Source organism: Paeniglutamicibacter sp. NPDC012692 (assembly GCF_042901625.1).
Taxonomy (GTDB): Bacteria; Actinomycetota; Actinomycetes; order Actinomycetales; family Micrococcaceae; genus Paeniglutamicibacter.
In genome coordinates this window covers 622,639-638,006 of sequence record NZ_JBIBDE010000002.1, presented here as the reverse complement: position 1 = coordinate 638,006, position 15,368 = coordinate 622,639, and the positions used below count along the sequence as shown (strand labels likewise).

The 15,368-nt window shown below is 65.4% G+C and carries 16 protein-coding genes; 7 read left to right on the top strand and 9 right to left on the bottom strand.

The features are described 5' to 3' along the window. Window position 1: 1 nt before the first annotated feature. Window positions 2-1,546: a polysaccharide deacetylase family protein gene (locus tag ACFY5D_RS11055; protein WP_387529174.1), complete on the top strand. Its 1,545-nt coding sequence runs from the start codon at window positions 2-4 to the stop codon at window positions 1,544-1,546. A gap of 34 nt (window positions 1,547-1,580) precedes the next feature. On the opposite strand, the gene ACFY5D_RS11050 is transcribed toward ACFY5D_RS11055, so the two are convergent. Beyond that, complete coding sequence (locus ACFY5D_RS11050) at window positions 1,581-2,240, bottom strand: GntR family transcriptional regulator (RefSeq protein ID WP_387529171.1); 660 nt, start codon at window positions 2,238-2,240, stop codon at window positions 1,581-1,583. A gap of 139 nt (window positions 2,241-2,379) precedes the next feature. Between ACFY5D_RS11050 and ACFY5D_RS11045 the strand changes: the two genes are divergently transcribed. From ACFY5D_RS11045 to ACFY5D_RS11030, 4 genes are read left to right on the top strand one after another with little or no spacing between them, the layout of a single operon-like run. Continuing rightward, the gene (locus ACFY5D_RS11045; RefSeq protein ID WP_387529168.1) at window positions 2,380-3,714 is read left to right on the top strand and encodes an MFS transporter; all 1,335 of its coding nucleotides are present in this window, start codon (window positions 2,380-2,382) and stop codon (window positions 3,712-3,714) included. Window positions 3,715-3,770: 56 nt separating this feature from the next. Then, window positions 3,771-4,997, top strand: coding sequence for an alpha-hydroxy acid oxidase (locus ACFY5D_RS11040; protein ID WP_387529165.1), 1,227 nt, complete (start codon window positions 3,771-3,773; stop codon window positions 4,995-4,997). Window positions 4,998-5,021: 24 nt separating this feature from the next. Next, the gene (locus ACFY5D_RS11035; protein ID WP_387529162.1) at window positions 5,022-5,594 is read left to right on the top strand and encodes a hypothetical protein; all 573 of its coding nucleotides are present in this window, start codon (window positions 5,022-5,024) and stop codon (window positions 5,592-5,594) included. A gap of 37 nt (window positions 5,595-5,631) precedes the next feature. Continuing rightward, window positions 5,632-5,931: a hypothetical protein gene (locus ACFY5D_RS11030; RefSeq protein WP_387529159.1), complete on the top strand. Its 300-nt coding sequence runs from the start codon at window positions 5,632-5,634 to the stop codon at window positions 5,929-5,931. Window positions 5,932-6,019: 88 nt separating this feature from the next. On the opposite strand, the gene ACFY5D_RS11025 is transcribed toward ACFY5D_RS11030, so the two are convergent. Continuing rightward, window positions 6,020-6,349, bottom strand: a complete 330-nt coding sequence (locus ACFY5D_RS11025; protein ID WP_387529156.1) for a hypothetical protein — start codon at window positions 6,347-6,349, stop codon at window positions 6,020-6,022. 63 nt (window positions 6,350-6,412) lie between these two features. Continuing rightward, window positions 6,413-6,961 (bottom strand): CGNR zinc finger domain-containing protein, encoded by a 549-nt coding sequence (locus tag ACFY5D_RS11020; protein ID WP_387529153.1) that lies wholly within the window; start codon window positions 6,959-6,961, stop codon window positions 6,413-6,415. A gap of 142 nt (window positions 6,962-7,103) precedes the next feature. On the opposite strand from ACFY5D_RS11020, the gene ACFY5D_RS11015 reads away from it, so the two are divergent. Next, complete coding sequence (locus ACFY5D_RS11015; protein WP_387529150.1) at window positions 7,104-8,072, top strand: DMT family transporter; 969 nt, start codon at window positions 7,104-7,106, stop codon at window positions 8,070-8,072. Between the two features lie 105 nt (window positions 8,073-8,177). Here the strand turns inward: ACFY5D_RS11015 and ACFY5D_RS11010 are convergent, their stop codons facing one another. The 6 genes from ACFY5D_RS11010 to ACFY5D_RS10985 all read right to left on the bottom strand — a co-directional run bounded on the left by ACFY5D_RS11010 (window position 8,178) and on the right by ACFY5D_RS10985 (window position 13,962). Further along, window positions 8,178-8,543: a cupin domain-containing protein gene (locus ACFY5D_RS11010; protein WP_387529147.1), complete on the bottom strand. Its 366-nt coding sequence runs from the start codon at window positions 8,541-8,543 to the stop codon at window positions 8,178-8,180. 56 nt (window positions 8,544-8,599) lie between these two features. Then, window positions 8,600-9,973, bottom strand: coding sequence for an NAD(P)/FAD-dependent oxidoreductase (locus ACFY5D_RS11005; RefSeq protein ID WP_387529144.1), 1,374 nt, complete (start codon window positions 9,971-9,973; stop codon window positions 8,600-8,602). Between the two features lie 45 nt (window positions 9,974-10,018). Then, entirely contained in the window at window positions 10,019-10,579 is a 561-nt protein-coding gene (locus ACFY5D_RS11000) for a helix-turn-helix domain-containing protein (protein WP_387529141.1), read from the bottom strand. Between the two features lie 285 nt (window positions 10,580-10,864). After that, a complete protein-coding gene (locus ACFY5D_RS10995; RefSeq protein WP_387529138.1) occupies window positions 10,865-13,180 on the bottom strand; it encodes a heavy metal translocating P-type ATPase in 2,316 nt (771 codons plus the stop codon). Window positions 13,181-13,252: 72 nt separating this feature from the next. Then, complete coding sequence (locus tag ACFY5D_RS10990; RefSeq protein WP_387529135.1) at window positions 13,253-13,579, bottom strand: heavy-metal-associated domain-containing protein; 327 nt, start codon at window positions 13,577-13,579, stop codon at window positions 13,253-13,255. A 53-nt stretch (window positions 13,580-13,632) separates the two neighbouring features. Further along, window positions 13,633-13,962, bottom strand: coding sequence for a metal-sensitive transcriptional regulator (locus tag ACFY5D_RS10985; RefSeq protein WP_387529132.1), 330 nt, complete (start codon window positions 13,960-13,962; stop codon window positions 13,633-13,635). Window positions 13,963-14,045: 83 nt separating this feature from the next. On the opposite strand from ACFY5D_RS10985, the gene ACFY5D_RS10980 reads away from it, so the two are divergent. Then, window positions 14,046-15,311, top strand: a complete 1,266-nt coding sequence (locus tag ACFY5D_RS10980; RefSeq protein WP_387529129.1) for a carbamoyl-phosphate synthase — start codon at window positions 14,046-14,048, stop codon at window positions 15,309-15,311. Window positions 15,312-15,368: the final 57 nt, after the last annotated feature.

The following is a 15,368-nucleotide window of genomic DNA, read 5'->3' as shown; positions in this document are numbered from 1 at the left end:
CTTGTCCAGCTTGCTTCCCCGTTCCCACCGCAGGGCTTTCGCCCACCGCATCGCGGCACTGGCGGTGGCCGCCGCAATGCTGAGCGGTTGCTCACCGGTTGCCTCACCGGGGACCGGGGCGTCGCAGTCGACACCAACTTCAGCGCCGGTTACAGAGGCCACGCAATTTTCCCCGCGACAGGGACTGTCCCTGGACCTGGTGCCGGGGATCCACACACTGACGCGCACCGACGAGGTGAACCGGATCTTCGCACAGTGGTTGGCAGTTCCCGGCCATCCGGAGGTCGAGGGCGCGCAACGGGCAGCCGTCGACGGGACGATCGCGTCGTTCCTTGCCACGCTGGGTGAGGAGCCAACCGCAGCGGCCTCGGCCCACGAGCTGAGCATCGACCCGGAACTGACAGGGTCCTCGCGCACGATGCTCGGAATCAGATCCAGCACCTCCACCGTTGTTGGCGACAACACCTCCAAGAGCTACCGGACGCAGTGGTTCGATCTGGGTGCAGGACGGATGCTGGAGACCGAGGAGCTATTCGTCGATGCAGCGGCCCTGCAGAAGTTCGTGGACCTCGTAGGCGAGGGCCTGCACGGACGTCCCGGAACCGGTGGAGGGGGTGCCGCCCCGGTGGACCCGCAACAGCCGGCATCACTCAACTTTGATGCCGCCGGCAACGCGCTGGTGGAGTTCGGCGAAAACACCGTTGCGGCTAGCGCGGAGGGCAACGTGGTCATCAAGCTGTCAGACACCGTGATCACCCCGCTGCTCAGCGCACGTGGTCAGCAGGTTCGTGACGCAGGCATGCGGCCCACCGGCTTGCCTGCGCCGAAGCCTTCATCCTCTTCATCGGCTTCGGGCGGCAACCCCGGATCCAAGGATCCCGCCGACGGCACCCGTGACATCGATGGTGCACGCGTGGATTGCCGCAAGGTCAAGTGCGTGGCGTTGACCTTTGACGACGGGCCGGGACCGAAGACGGGGCAGCTGTTGGATGCGTTGAAGCAGGCGAATGCGGCGGCAACCTTCTTTGTGGTCGGTCCGAATGCGGAGGCTCGGCCGCAGGTTCTGGCGCGCATGCTGGCGGAGGGGCATGAAATCGGAAACCACACGTGGAACCACCGCATGCTCACCTCGCTGGCCCCGGATCGCGTGGCCAAGGAGATCGGCAGCGCCGCGGGCGCGGTCGAGGATGCAACGGGTGCGGCACCCACGCTCTTGCGTCCGCCGTACGGCGCCACCAACAACACGGTCAAGAAGGCCGCTGGGGTTCCAGTCATCCTGTGGGATGTGGACACCCTGGATTGGAAGGTGCGCGATGCGAGCAAGGTTGTGTCGAATGCACTGCGCGACACCAAGCCGGGATCGATCGTGCTGATGCACGATATCCATTCCAGCACCGTCGAAGCGGTTCCCGCGATCCTGAAGGGATTGCGCGCCAAGGGCTACCACTTTGTAACGGTCTCCGAGTTGCTTGCCTCGGCCAACCCGCAAGATGGTGCGGTCTATGGCCGTGGTCCGGCGCCGGGGAAGGCGAAACCGAAACGCTAAGGCATCGGGGTGCGCAAACTCGTCGTCCGGGTCTTCAGGCCCAGAGGCTTCCGGGGTCGTTGAACTGCTGGGCCATCGTGGCACGGATGGATCGCAGGTGGGCCCGCATTGCGGCCTCGGCGGCCCGCGCATCGGCGCTTGCGATCGCCTCGTAGATCGCCTCGTGTTCGGCCTGCTCCGCGGGCGCGCTCATGTAGCGCTGAAGGCCCGGAAGGACATGGTGCGCACGGGCCGTCTCGTCGAAGCTATGGCGCAGCGTATCCGCCAGCCGTGTGTTGCGCGAGGCATCGGCAATGCGCTGGTGAAAACGCTGGGCGGCTTCCATGGCGGCCAAGGGGTTCTCGGCGGAGACCTCGGCTTGCGAGTCAAGGATCTGGCGCAATTCCGCGACGAGTGCGGGGGAGAGGAAACCTGCTGCCGACGCCGCGGCATGCGGTTCCAGCAGCATCCGCAGGTCGAGGGTTTCCTGGACGTCATTGAGCCCCATGGTCCTGACCAGGTAGCCCTTCTTGGGCAGGACCGTCAGAAGGCCCTGGGTGGTCAGGATCCGGAGGGCCTCGCGCACCGGGGTCTTCGACACCGAGTATTCCTCGGCCAGGCGCGGTTCAACCACGATGCTTCCGGGAGCCAGCTCCCCGGTGAGGATCGCCGCGCGCAACTGGACGACCAGGCCATCGGTCAACGATGTTCCCATGCTGCCTCCTAGGGTGTGCGCCCGCATGTGAGCGTCATATTGGACAAATGCAGATCAGGCTGTTGTGAAAGATACTACCCGCCTGTTAGAAATATATTTCAGAGATTTTTCACGGAGTTTGCAAGGACGATCGTTGAACATGGCACAAAACCTGGCACCACCCCAGAAGGAACAAGCAGCCGAGCCGCAGCGGCTCACCCCCGCCGGCCGCCGCGCGGTCTTTGCCGCAGTGCTCGGAACGGTGATCGAGTGGTACGACTACGCCCTCTATGGCGCCGCGGCCGGGCTCGTGATTGCGCCGCTGTTCTTCTCCGAGGCTGTGGCCTCTGCGGGAGCAATGATGGCCTTCGCGACGTTCGCCGTGGGCTTCGTCGCCCGCCCGCTGGGCGGCGTGATCGTCGGCCACATCGGCGACAAGTACGGCCGGCGGCCGGCCATGATGCTGACTATCATACTCATGGGTGTTGCCACGGTCGGTGTCGGACTGCTGCCCACCAGCATGGCCATCGGCGCGGCCGCCCCGCTGCTGCTGGTGCTCCTGCGCCTGTTGCAGGGATTCGGTGCCGGGGCCGAACTGGCCGGTGCGATGACACTGGTTGCCGAATTCGCCCCGCCCAAGCGCCGCGGTTTCTACACCTCGCTGGTGCTTTCCACCCCGCCCGCCGGCATCGCCCTGGCAACCTTCGCATTCTTCGCCGTCTCGTCCCTGGGAACCGATGTGCTGTTGGGCTGGGCCTGGCGGATCCCGTTCCTGGTCTCCGCCGTGCTCTTCTTCCTGGCCCTGTACATCCGCAACCGGCTGGAGGAAACCCCCGAGTACTCGGCGGCCATCACGAAGGCCGAAAACGAACGCACCAAGACGCGGCTGCCCCTGCGCGACGTGCTGGCGCGCGACTGGCGCCAGGTCATCGTCGGGTTCTTCTCGATCACCGGCCACAACGCCATGAACTACATCCTGGCCGTGTACGCCCTCACGTTGATGACCTCCCCGGCGGTGGGATTGGACAAGCCCTCGGCCTTGCTGGCCGTCACGCTGGGCTCGCTGGTCAGCGTCGCCCTGACGCCGGTCGGAGGGTGGATGTCGGACAGGTTCGGTGCCCCGCGTGTCCTGCTCTTCGGCAGCCTCATGGGCGCTGCCCTTGCGTACCCGATCTTCGCGTTGCTCAGCGCCGGCGATTTCGCCCTGGCCTTCACGGCGATTGCCCTGGGCTACGGTCTTGTCATCCCCGCCACCAGCGGCGCGCAGGGCGCCTTCCTCACCAACCTCTTCCCGCCACAACGCCGGCTCAGCGGCATCGGGCTGGCACGAGAGACCAACGGCGCGTTGGTTGCGGGGCTCAGCCCGCTGATCGCCGCAGCGCTGGTCACGGCCGCCGACGGGCAAACCTACCTGGCCGCCGGATACCTTCTGGCCTGCTGCCTGGCCTCGGCGGTCGCGGTGGCCGCATCCACCCGGCTTCGCACCAACCGGTAGCACTCGGCCCCTCCCAAGTCCGAACCCCGACACCCACTACCCAAAGGAACAAATCGATGAAGCGACGCCTGCCGCAAATCTCCGAACTGCGTTCGCTGATGAAGTTCGAACCGATCAACCTGGACCGCCGCGCCGCGCGGCTGGCCAAGGCCGCCGACGTGTGGGACATCCGGGCCATCGCCAAGCGGCGCACCCCGACGCCCGCCTTCGACTACGTGGACGGTGCGGCCCAGCGAGAGCTGACCTACCGCCGTTCACGCGAGGTCTTCGACTCCATCGAGCTGATCCCGCGGATCCTGCATGGCACGGCCACCGCCGACCTCTCCACCGTCATCGCCGGGGAGCGTTCGTCGCTGCCCTTCGGCATAGCCCCGACGGGTTTCACGCGGTTCATGCACGCCGAGGGGGAGACCGGCGCCGTCCGTGCGGCGGCCCGCGCCGGCATCCCGTTCTCGCTGTCGACCATGGGCACGCGCTCCCTGGAGGAAGTAGCCGAGGCGGCCCCGGACTCCCGCCGTTGGTTCCAGCTCTACCTGTGGAAGGACCGTGACAAGTCCCGCGAGCTGCTGCAGCGAGCCCGGGATTCCGGCTACGACACGCTGCTTGTCACTGTCGACACACCGGTTGCCGGCCAGCGCCTGCGCGATGCCCGCAACGGCATGGTCATCCCCCCGAAGCTGAACCTCAAGACGGTGCTCGACGCCTCCTACCGCCCCGAATGGTGGTTCAACTTCCTGACAACGGATTCGTTGAAGTTCGCCTCGCTGTCCAACACCAGCACCGACCTGCCGACGCTGATCAACTCGATGTTCGACCCGACGCTTTCCTTCGCCGACCTGGAATGGATCCGCTCGATCTGGCCGGGAAAGCTCTTCGTCAAGGGCGTGCTGACCGCCGAGGACGCCCGAAAGTCGGTTGCCGCCGGTGCAGACGGTCTGGTCGTCTCCAACCACGGCGGCCGCCAGCTGGACCGTGCCCCGATTTCCTTCGAGGCCCTGGCCGAGGTGCGCGCGGAAGTCGGCCGCGACGTGGAAATCATCCTGGACTCGGGCATCATGTCCGGTGCCGACATTGTTGCATCGCTCTGCGCGGGGGCCGACTTTGTGCTGATCGGACGTGCCTACCTCTACGGGCTCATGGCCGGCGGCGAGGCGGGAGTGGAACGGGTCATCGAGCTGTTGGCCGAGGAGATCCGCGTCAACATGCAATTGATGGGGGCCGCGACCATTGCGGACCTCGGCCCGGAACTGATGCGCCGGCGAGCTCCCGAATTCAGGGGATAGGTTGAGCGCCGTTAGACTCGAAGAGTGCCTGCTGTAAAAATCCCCGCCGCCCTTGCCGCCGAAGTCGCAACCCCCGTCATGGGCCGCGCACTCACGGCCGCCGGGTTCGCGCTCATTTCAATTTTCTGGCCCGGTGCCACCAGCCAGGTCTTGGCCTACAGCCTTGCCGCGTTCATGGTGGCCAGCGCCAAGTTCATGTGGGACTACGCCAAGGCGCCCAGCGCGCCGAAGGCCGCACAAGGCCTATACGCCGGTGCCGCACTGGTGATGATCCTCTCCGGCCTGGTCATGGCGCTGCGTCCTGAGGTGCTGGTCATCGGCATTGCCGGGGCCGCGGCCTTCATCATCGCCGGCGCTCTGGAAATCATGGTCTTCATCCGCCTCCGTGCCGACTTTGTGCCGTTCAAGGACCAGCTGGTCACGGGCTTTGTCGGTCTGGGAGTGGGTGCAGCGCTTTTGATGGGGCTGAACATGGATGCCCACGCATTGCTCGGGTTGGCCGGGGGCGGCGCCATCATCCTGGCCGTCTTCGAACTGATCTCGGCCTTCGGATTGCGGCATGATTCCAAAGAAAGCCAAGCCGGCCTTTGGGGCTAGACTAGACGTTGAACCAAACCTGTAGGAGGGCCTTAACGTGGGCAACAACCCGGTTGAGAATAAAAAATCTTGGCAGCAGAGCATCAAGGCGCCACTGTCCTTCTCGCTTGTCATGGCCTTGATCGCTGGCGTAGTAGCCACGATTTCGGCGACCGGCGGATCGAACAACCCGCTGCGGTTGGACGTCGGGCTTGTGGCCTTCGGCGTGGCGTTCGTGGCCTGCCTGCTGATCATCTCCGTGATGACCATGGCAGGCAAAGAAAATCCCGAGGATCTTGGCACCGGATCCGGTGTCAACCGTTCCTCGGCGAACCCTGACAAGAAGTCAGGCCACTAAATAAATTTGAAACGAAAGCCACCGAGATCCGAATCTCGGTGGCTTTTGTGTTTCCACTCCCGTCTCCGGGAGGCGGCCGGGATGCGCCTCAGGAAGCGTTTTGCTCGTTGCCTGCGGCGCTCCAACGATCCAGGAATTCCTCGGCAGTGAGTTCCTCCAAGTCCGAGCGAACCATCGACACGAGGGACTCCGCCTCCTCGATGCTGCCGGTGTTGATGCGAATGACCTCGGAGTGGTCGTCGAGCCGGTGCACCACGACCGCGGCACCCACGACATCGGATCCGTCTCCGCCGAAGAACGCTTCGACGAGGCCCGCGGCCCAGCGTGCGGCGGCGCGAAGGGGGCTCTCGTTGGCCTTTTCCAAGTCCACATCGAAGTCATCAGAAGCGTGTTTTTGGGGTACTTGTTCGTTGCTCACTGCTGCTCCTCGGATCGATAGATCGGAACCATCTCCGGCTATGAGACCAGTGTATGGCGAGGATTACTGTTTTTGTGCGGATTGACGCTGGCGGTACGCGCGGACGTGTTCGCGGTTCGCGCAGTTGCCGGTATCGCAGTATCGCTTGGAGCGGTTCTTCGACAGGTCCAGGAGCACCGCGGTGCAATCCGACGCCGCGCAGGAGCGCAACCTTTCGCGTTCCCCGGAACGCAAGACATCGACCAGGGCCATGGCGGCCTCCACTGCCATGCGCTCGCTCAGTGGTGCCTGCTGGGTCGTAGCGTGGATGTGGTAGTCAAACCCGTCGTGTTTGACCAGCTGCGGCAGTGCCCTGGCGTTGCGCAGTATGAAGTTGACCTGCTCGACGGCCTCGTCCTCGGACGCCACCCAGATGTCACGCAATTGGGCGCGCAGCTGGCGCACCGAACGTAGCTCGGCGTCGCTGTGGGTGCGGGACCCGGAGAAGCGCTGCTCGCTGATGAACTGGTCGAGATCCGCCAGGGTCAGCAGGCTGTCGGTCTCGCCGGCGGTGGTGTTGAGGAGGTCGACGACCGAGCCTAGGGCCACTACCGTGTCAGGGGCAAAGGTCATGATGACTCCTGTGGTGCCTTGTAGATTGACGGGATAACACATTTGGTTCTAGTGTCATGAGCATACATTCATTTACTCCTGACAGTCGATTTGGTTGTGCGCGACCACTCAAACGTCGGAACCGCCACGCTGAGGAGCGCGCATGCCTTTGGAGAGAGTTTCATCCGATCCCGTCGTTTCGCCGACCCTGGCTGTTCGTCGCTCGACGCCCCGCATGGGCGGGGTTGGCATTGCGCTGTTTTCCTCGGCGATCTTTGGTCTCTCCGGCTCTTTCGCCAAGGCGCTGTTGGACTCCGGCTGGTCGCCGGCCGCGGCCGTGACGCTGCGGCTGGCCGGGGCTTCCTTGGTGCTGCTTGTCCCTACGCTCATCGTGATGCGCGGCAAATGGGGCCTCGCCGCGAAGAACTGGAAGTCGATCCTGCTCTTCGGCTTCTTCGGGGTGGCGATCTGCCAGTTCTTCTACTTCCAGGCCGTCGAACGCCTTGACGTGGGAGTGGCCCTGCTGCTGGAGTTCCTGGCGCCGGTGCTGATCGTGATCTTCCTGTGGATCCGCCACCGCAAGCGCCCGGAGGCCCTGACCATTGGCGGAACCATGCTGTCGCTGATCGGCCTGGCTGCCGTGCTGGATCTGACGGGGAGCACCCGGGTAGACCCGATCGGCGTGCTGTGGGGCCTCGGTGCAGCGGTCGGGCTGGTCGTCTACTTCTTTGTCAGTGCTCGGGTCGAAGGGGCGTTGCCGCCGCTGGTGTTGGCCACCGGAGGACTCTCCGTGGGTGCGGTGACCATGGCCCTTCTGGCAGTGGTCGGGCTCCTGGAGATGCGCATGGCGTTCACGCCGGTGAAGCTTGCCAGCTGGGAAACGCAATGGTGGGTTGCCCTCGGCGGGCTCGTTCTCTTCTCCACCGTCATTTCCTACGTCACGGGCATCATGGCCGCCCGGGCCCTCGGATCGAAGCTTGCCTCGTTCATCTCGCTGACGGAGGTGCTCTTTGCGGTGGTGTGGGCCTGGCTGCTGCTCGGGCAGCTTCCCGCGGGCATCCAGCTGCTGGGTGGCGCACTGATCGTCGGCGGCGTGCTGCTGGTGCGCGCCGATGAAATGCGCAGCCCCTAAGTAGATTCGGCATGGTGCGCGGGCCGGCTCCCCGCACAATGGTTGTGGCCACGCCGTAACGGCGTGGCCACAACCGTTTAAAGCATCTTGGCGTCTTGGCCTTCGCTACACGGCGTTGTCGACGCCGGAGAGGATCACGTAGGTCTTGCGAACGGTTTCGTGGACCTCCCAGAGCCCCTTCCAGCCTGCGGGCATCACCACGGTGTCGCCGGCGCCGACCAGCACCCCGCGGCCGCCCTCCGAGGTGATGGTCACGGACCCGCTGAGGATCTGGCAGACCTCGTGGTATTCGTCGCGGAAGGCGGTGAACGTGCCGGGCGTCGCCTCCCAGACCCCGACCTCCAGGGAGTCGGCTGACCAGACCTCCCGCGAGGCCTCCTGCATGCCCTCGGTGAGCGCCGTGGCCTTGGGCTCGAACTCCCCGAGCTCGGCGGTGCCGGCGGAGGGAAGGTGGATCAACTTTGCTGCCATGTCTTGCACGTTCCTTTAGTGGTGTCGCGTTTGGTGGGGGTTTGTTCGGGTGCCGTTCAGGCCCGGCCGGAGACGAGGTCCGCGATGTGGGCGATCTTCGAGGTTGCCGAACGCCCGTCTTTCTCCGCCTGGTCTGCAATGCCGTAGGCCTTGTAAAGCGACTGGACGGCGATCCATCGGGCGGGTTCGACCTCCCAGCGCCTCACCTTGCGGTTCACCCACGGCATCTGCACCAGTTCGCTGCCCGGATCAAGGATCAGGTCCCGGAGTGTGCGCCCGGCAAGGTTGGTGGCGGTGACGCCGGTGCCGACGTAGCCGCCCGCCCAGCCGATGCCCGTTTCCTTGTCCAGCCCGACGGTTGCCTTCCAGTCGCGGGGCACGCCCAGCACGCCGGCCCAGGCGTGGTCGATCGCCGCGCCGCGGGTGGCCGGGAACATGTCGTGCAGGATGTCCGTGAGCAGCTTGATGGTGGCGGGCTGGGTGGCCCCGTCGGTGTCGGTCTTGGATCCGTAGCGGTAGGGCACCCCGCGCCCGCCCAGGGCGATGCGCCCGTCCTCGGTGCGCTGGGCATACATGTAGGCGTGGGCCATGTCCCCGACGGTGTCGCGGTCGTTCCACCCGATTTCATCCCAGACCGAATCCGGCAGGGGCGCGGTGGCGATCATCGATGAGTTCATCGGCAGCCATTCGCGGTGCGAACCCTTGAGGTTTGCGGTGAATCCCTCGGTGGCGCGCAGGATGTAGGTCGCCTCGACGGTGCCGTAGGCGGTGACGGCCTTGCGCGGGAGGATCTCGGTGACGGCGGTGCCCTCGTAGATCCGCACGCCCAGGCGTTCGCAGGCCTCGGCCAGACCGCGCACCAGCTTGGACGGGTGGATGCGTGCCGCATGTGGCTGGTGGATGGACCCCAGCGCGTTGGCGATGTTGACCCGTTCCCCGGTTTCCCGTGCGTCAAGGAGCCTGACGCCGGCCTCCGGCCAGGCTTCCTCGGCCTTGGCCGCTTCCTTGAGCCTGGCCAGTTGCGCCTCGTTGCGGGCGACGTTCAGTTCCCCGCCCTTGTGGAAGTGCGCGTCGATGCCCTCGGCGCCAGCGGTGGCAATAACCTCGTCGACGGTCTCGTTCAGCAATTCCTGGAAGCGGCCGACGGTCCTGCGGCCGTGGGTCTTGACGTACTGGCCGCGGCCGCCGGTGATCGAGTTGGTCAGCCAGCCGCCGTTGCGCCCGGAGGCGCCGAACCCGGCGAAGCGGCTTTCAATCACCACGACATCCAGCGACGGATCCGCCTTCTTCAGGTAGTACGCGGTCCACAGCCCGGTGTAACCGGCGCCGACGATCGCCACGTCTGCCGTGGTGTCCCCGGTCAGTGGTGTTCGCTGGCCGGGTAGGCCGTCGGCTGCGTACCAGAACGAAACGTTGCCGTTCACTGTCATGAGATTGCTCCTGCTTGTTCTTCGCGGTGGATGTCGGCGGGTGTGTCAGTTGGTGGGCGGGGAAATGACCCAGAGGACCTCGGCGGTGTCGTCGCCGATGTTGCGCAGTCCATGTTCGATGGATGTCAGGTACTCGATGCTGTCGCCGGCGTCGAGGACGTGTTTTTCGTCCCCGACAAACAGTTCGATCCTGCCGTTCAGGCACATCACGAATTCCTGGGCGTTTCCGTGGCTGTAGTGCTCGTCTCCGGTGCTGCCGCCGGGTTCGAGATGGCCTGAGTAGATTTCAAGGTTGCGCAGGGGTGCTCGGCTCAGGCTGAACTTGGTCAGGCCGTCGGCCATGTGGATCCTGGGGCGTTGGCCCTTGCGAAGGACGCCCTGCGAGTCCTTGATGCGCCCATCGATCAGTTCGGCTGCGCTCACGCCCAGTGCCGAGGCGAGGCTCCTGAGGCTGGCGACGCTCGCGTTGGACCTGTCGTTTTCCAGCTGGCTGATGAATCCGGAACTCAGACCGGTCATGGTGGCCAGCCGGCGCAGGGTGAGTCCGCGCAGTTCGCGCGCGGCGCGAACGCGGGCCCCGAGGGTTTCCAGGGCTTCCGTTTCCATCGATGCAAAATCCCGTTTCCCGGAATGAAGCATTCCGTTACGCGTCACTAAACACTTTGTTCACAAGCAACCCTAGGCGCATGTGACCCGGAGCACAATGGAAGCCGTTCCATGGCAGGGATGGGTTTCGGTGAGCGGCCTCATTCGGTGATGGGGGAGTCCGCGGCCGGCGGTCGGCCGGGGGGCAAATAGTCGTCACGAACCGCAAAACGACAAAGGTCCGGTGTTCCCTTTCGGGAACACCGGACCTTTGCTCAGGGACAGCCGCGCGACCCCGGTAGCGAACTAGTTGCGCTTGCCGAAGCTGCGCAGGCGGAGCGAGTTGGCCACAACCAGCACTGAACTGGCGGCCATTGCGGCGCCGGCGATCATCGGGTTCAGGAAACCCAGGGCGGCGATCGGGATGCCGGCGGTGTTGTAGGCGAATGCCCAGAACAGGTTCATCTTGATGGTGCCCAGGGTCTTGCGGGAAAGCTCGATCGACTGCGCCACCTGGTTCAGGTCGTTGCCCATGATGGTCAGGTCCGCCGCCTCGATGGCGACATCCGTGCCCGAGCCCATGGCGATGCCGAGGTCCGCCTGGGCCAGTGCCGGGGCGTCGTTCACGCCGTCGCCGACCATGGCCACCACCTGTCCGCGTGCCTGGAGGTCGCGCACGGCCTGCGCCTTGCCGTCGGGGAAGACGTCGGCAAAGACGTCCTCCGGGGCGATCCCGACCTTTGCGGCGACCTGCGTTGCCACAGCCTTGTTGTCGCCGGTGAGCAGGACCGGGCGCAGGCCCAGTTCCTTCAGCCTGGCGATCGCGGCCGCCGAGGATTCCTTGATGGTGTCGGTCAGGTTGACCAGGCCCGCAAAGGATCCGTCGACGCCGATCATGATGGAGGTCGCGCCCGTCTGCTGGGCCGCGGCCAGGCTGGCCCGGTGTTCGTCGGTCAGCTCGATCCCGTTCTCCCTGAGCCAGCTTTCCCGTCCCGCGACGACGGTGCGGGTGCCGATGGTGGCGCGGACGCCGCCGCCCGGGGCGGAGGTGAATGCCGCGGCCGCGGCCAGCGGGGCAACGGCCCTCGCTGCCTCGACGATGGCGTGGGCGATCGGGTGCTCGGAGCCGGACTCGGCCGCGCCGGCCAGGGCCAGCAGCTCGGCCTCGTCGAACCCGGAAGCCGGGGTTGCCGAGGCGACGGCGAGGTTGCCCTCGGTGACGGTTCCGGTCTTGTCCAGCAGCACCGTGTCGATCTTGCGGGTGTCCTCGAGGACCTGCGGACCGCGGATCAGGATGCCCAGCTGGGCGCCGCGGCCCGTGCCGACCAGCAGGCCGATGGGCGTTGCAAGGCCCAGGGCGCACGGGCAGGCGATGACCAGCACCGCAACGGCCGCGGCGAACGCCGAGTCCAGGTCGCCGGTGAACACCAGCCACAGGACGAAGGTGAGCAGCGCGATGGCCAGCACGATCGGGACGAAGACCGCCGAGATGCGGTCGGCCAGCCGGGCGATGGGCGCCTTGCCGGTCTGCGCCTCGGAAACCAGGCGGCCCATCTGGGCCAGCGTGGTGTCCTTGCCGACGCGTGTGGCGCGAACCACCAGGCGGCCGGAGGTGTTGATGGTGGCACCGGTGACGGTGTCGTCCGGGCCCACCTCGACGGGCACCGATTCGCCGGTGACCAGCGCGGTGTCGATGGCGGAGTGGCCGGAGACCACGAAGCCGTCGGTGGCGATCTTCTCACCGGGGCGGACAACAAACTCGTCTCCGGGGACCAGCTCTGCGGCCGCGATCTTGGTTTCGACGCCGTCGCGCAGCACCGTGGCCTCCTTGGCGCCCAGGTCCAGCAGGGTCTTCAACGCGTCGCCGGCCCGCGCCTTGGCGCGTGCCTCGAGGTAGCGGCCGAGCAGCAGGAACGTCGCCACGACGCCCGCGGTCTCGAAGTAGAGCGCGTGTTCGCTCATCGACATGCCCGTGTGGGCCGTGATGTTCGGGTCCGCGATCAGCTGCCAGAGGGAGAAGAAGTACGCCGCGAGCACACCGATCGAAACCAGCGTGTCCATAGTGGAGGCGAAGTGGCGGGCGTTGATGGCCGCGGCGCGGTGGAACGGCCACGCGGACCAGAACACCACGGGAGTGGCGAGGGCCAGCGCGACCCAGCCCCAATGCGGGAATTGCGCGCCGGGAAACATGGAAATGATGAACAGCGGCACCGTGAAGATTGCGCCGACAACCAGGCGTTTCTTCAAGTCGCTTCGGGACGGGTCGGCCGCGTGGTTCATGCCCGGCATCGTGTGCGGTTCGTTGGCGGCGGGGGAGCCGGAGGCCGGTTCCACCGCCGCGTGGGCGTGCAGCGCAGGGGTCGCGGGTGCGGAGGCGTATTGGTCGACCTTGAGGCTGGCCTGGTAGCCGGCGGATTGGACGGTGGCGATGAGTTGCTCGTCGCTCACGTTCTCGGGGACCGTGATGCGTGCCGATTCCAGCGGGAGGTTCACCAGGGCTTCGACGCCCTCGATCTTGCCCAGTTTGCGTTCGACCCGGCCGACGCACGATGCGCAGGTCATGCCCTGGATGTCCAGTTCGACGATGCGTTGGTTGACGGGGAACGAGATGTCGTTGCTCATGATTCCTCTACTTCTCTCAAACCTGGCAGCGGGCCGGACACGTGGTCCGGGATCCGTCCGCAGGCGAGGGGGTTAGGCGCTCGTGGAGACGAGCGTGTAGCCGGCCTCCGCGACTGCTTCTTCGAGAACCGAGTTCTCGACGGGTGCGTTGGTGGTGACTGTGGCGGTGGAGGTGCCGCCGGCGGAGAGGACGACCTCGACGTTGCTGACGCCCGGAACCTCGTTGAGTTCCTCGGTGACGGAGGCGACGCAGTGGCCGCAGGTCATGCCGTCGATCTTCAGGGTGATGACGTTCTGGCTCATGGTGTCCTCGGTGGGTCGTGCAGTGATGGTGATGCCTTCGTTCGAGTTGCTTCCGCAGCCGCAACCGCCGCAACCGCAGCTTGATTCGTTGCTCATGTGTTCTCCTTGGGTGGTTCTTGAGGGGTGTTGGAAAGTGCGTCTGCCCGCGCCTAGCGCAGCAGGCGGCCGATGGCGGTGGTTACCTCTGCGACCTTGTCCGCCACGATGCTCTGGTCGCCGGTTTCGATCGACTGGGCTGCGGCGTTGACCACACAGTGGGAAACGTGGTCCTCCACCAGGCCGAGGCTGACCTTGTGCAGGGCGGCGTTGATGGCCGAAATCTGCGTGAGGATGTCGATGCAGTATTTTTCCTCGTCAACCATGCGGCTGACCCCGCGCACCTGGCCCTCGATGCGACTGAGTCGCTTCAGGAGGGCCTCCTTGTTGGCGGTGTAGGCGTGGTTTACATGTTCATCGACGGGGGCTGAAACGTTTTCCATGGTTCCAATAATACCCCTCGGGGGTATGTTGTCAAGTACCCTCCCGGGGTATGCGATGGGTGAATGGTTGATAACTTTGATTTATGCGTATTCCCTCCGAGCAGTCCTTCGTCCCCATCATCCTGGGGGGCGACATCGGTTCGTACTCATTGGCTCGAGAGTTTCACCAGGAATACGGGGCCATTTCAGCGGTCGTCCCATCCGTCATGACCGGTATCGTGGATCACTCCCGCATCCTCGACGCACGTCCCTTTGCCGAACAGGACAACGAGGCGGCCTTCCTGGACTTCGTGATTTCGCTCGGTCGGGAATTGGCGGCCGGCGCGGGCGGGCCCCGCCCCCTGCTGCTGCTGGGCGGAGCCGACCAGCACATCCGCTTCATCGCCCGCAACGCGGAGCGCCTACGCGTTTGGTTCACCGTCCCGTACGTCGGCGAAGAGCAGCTGGATCGGGCCACGGAGAAGGACGCGTTCTACGAACTCTGCCGGAGCCTGGACATTCCCTTCCCGGGCACCGTGGTCCACGACTGCGCGGACCACGCCGACATCGAAGCTCTGCCAGCGCGCCTGGCCGAGGCCAGCGTTCCGCTGCCCGCCATCGTCAAGCCCTCCGACGGGGTTGCCTGGGGCCAGCTTGAATTCGCCGGCAAGAAGAAGGTCCACACCGTCGCAACGGAAGCCGAGCTGAAGGACCTGATCTCCAAGGCCACGGAGGCCGGGTACGCGGGAACACTGGTCATCCAGGACCTCATCCCCGGCGGGGACAGCGGCATGCACATCGCCACGTTCTTCAGCGACCAGGACGGCAAGGTGCGCTTTGCCTCCTGCGGGCGGGTCATCGTCGAGGAGCACGCGCCGGGTGCACTGGGGAACTCAGCGGCCATCGTGGCGCAGCCCAACGACGTGGCGATCGAGGCCGGAACGAAAATGCTCAACGAGCTCGGGTGGACCGGGTTCTCCATGTTCGACATGAAGCTGGATCCGCGCGATGGCAGCTACAAGTTCTTTGAACTGAACCCGCGGCTAGGGCGCAACCACTTCTACATCTCCGCGGCCGGGGCAAACGTCTCGCGCTTCTACGTGCAGGAGTTCCTTCAGGACGGACTGCCGGAGGAGCCGGAATTCGAGGAGTTCCAGAACGAGCACCTCTACACCATCCTGCCGCTGCGTTTGCTGCGCCGCTATGTCCCCGAGGACATGAAAGAGAAGGTGGAGAGGCTCATTTCCTCGAAGTCCTACAGCCACCCGCTGTTCTACCGCAAGGAAACCGACCCGCGCCGCTGGTACTACATCCTGGTCAGCACCATGAACCACTACCGGAAGTTCAAGCGCCACTACCCGGCACCCTAGGGTTCGCCTCGCCGGAGGCTTCCCCTCGGCGAGTGAGGAACTTCAGCCCCGCGTGAG

Bases quoted from the DNA above. Each gene is read 5' to 3' on its own strand.
- ACFY5D_RS10995 (WP_387529138.1), bottom strand. From the start codon at position 13,180: ATGAGCAACGACATCTCGTTCCCCGTCAACCAACGCATCGTCGAACTG.
- ACFY5D_RS10990 (WP_387529135.1), bottom strand. From the start codon at position 13,579: ATGAGCAACGAATCAAGCTGCGGTTGCGGCGGTTGCGGCTGCGGAAGC.
- ACFY5D_RS11000 (WP_387529141.1), bottom strand. From the start codon at position 10,579: ATGGAAACGGAAGCCCTGGAAACCCTCGGGGCCCGCGTTCGCGCCGCG.
- ACFY5D_RS11050 (WP_387529171.1), bottom strand. From the start codon at position 2,240: ATGGGAACATCGTTGACCGATGGCCTGGTCGTCCAGTTGCGCGCGGCG.
- ACFY5D_RS11040 (WP_387529165.1), top strand. From the start codon at position 3,771: ATGAAGCGACGCCTGCCGCAAATCTCCGAACTGCGTTCGCTGATGAAG.
- ACFY5D_RS11020 (WP_387529153.1), bottom strand. From the start codon at position 6,961: ATGACCTTTGCCCCTGACACGGTAGTGGCCCTAGGCTCGGTCGTCGAC.
- ACFY5D_RS10980 (WP_387529129.1), top strand. From the start codon at position 14,046: ATGCGTATTCCCTCCGAGCAGTCCTTCGTCCCCATCATCCTGGGGGGC.
- ACFY5D_RS11010 (WP_387529147.1), bottom strand. From the start codon at position 8,543: ATGGCAGCAAAGTTGATCCACCTTCCCTCCGCCGGCACCGCCGAGCTC.
- ACFY5D_RS11015 (WP_387529150.1), top strand. From the start codon at position 7,104: ATGCCTTTGGAGAGAGTTTCATCCGATCCCGTCGTTTCGCCGACCCTG.
- ACFY5D_RS11005 (WP_387529144.1), bottom strand. From the start codon at position 9,973: ATGACAGTGAACGGCAACGTTTCGTTCTGGTACGCAGCCGACGGCCTA.
- ACFY5D_RS11045 (WP_387529168.1), top strand. From the start codon at position 2,380: ATGGCACAAAACCTGGCACCACCCCAGAAGGAACAAGCAGCCGAGCCG.
- ACFY5D_RS10985 (WP_387529132.1), bottom strand. From the start codon at position 13,962: ATGGAAAACGTTTCAGCCCCCGTCGATGAACATGTAAACCACGCCTAC.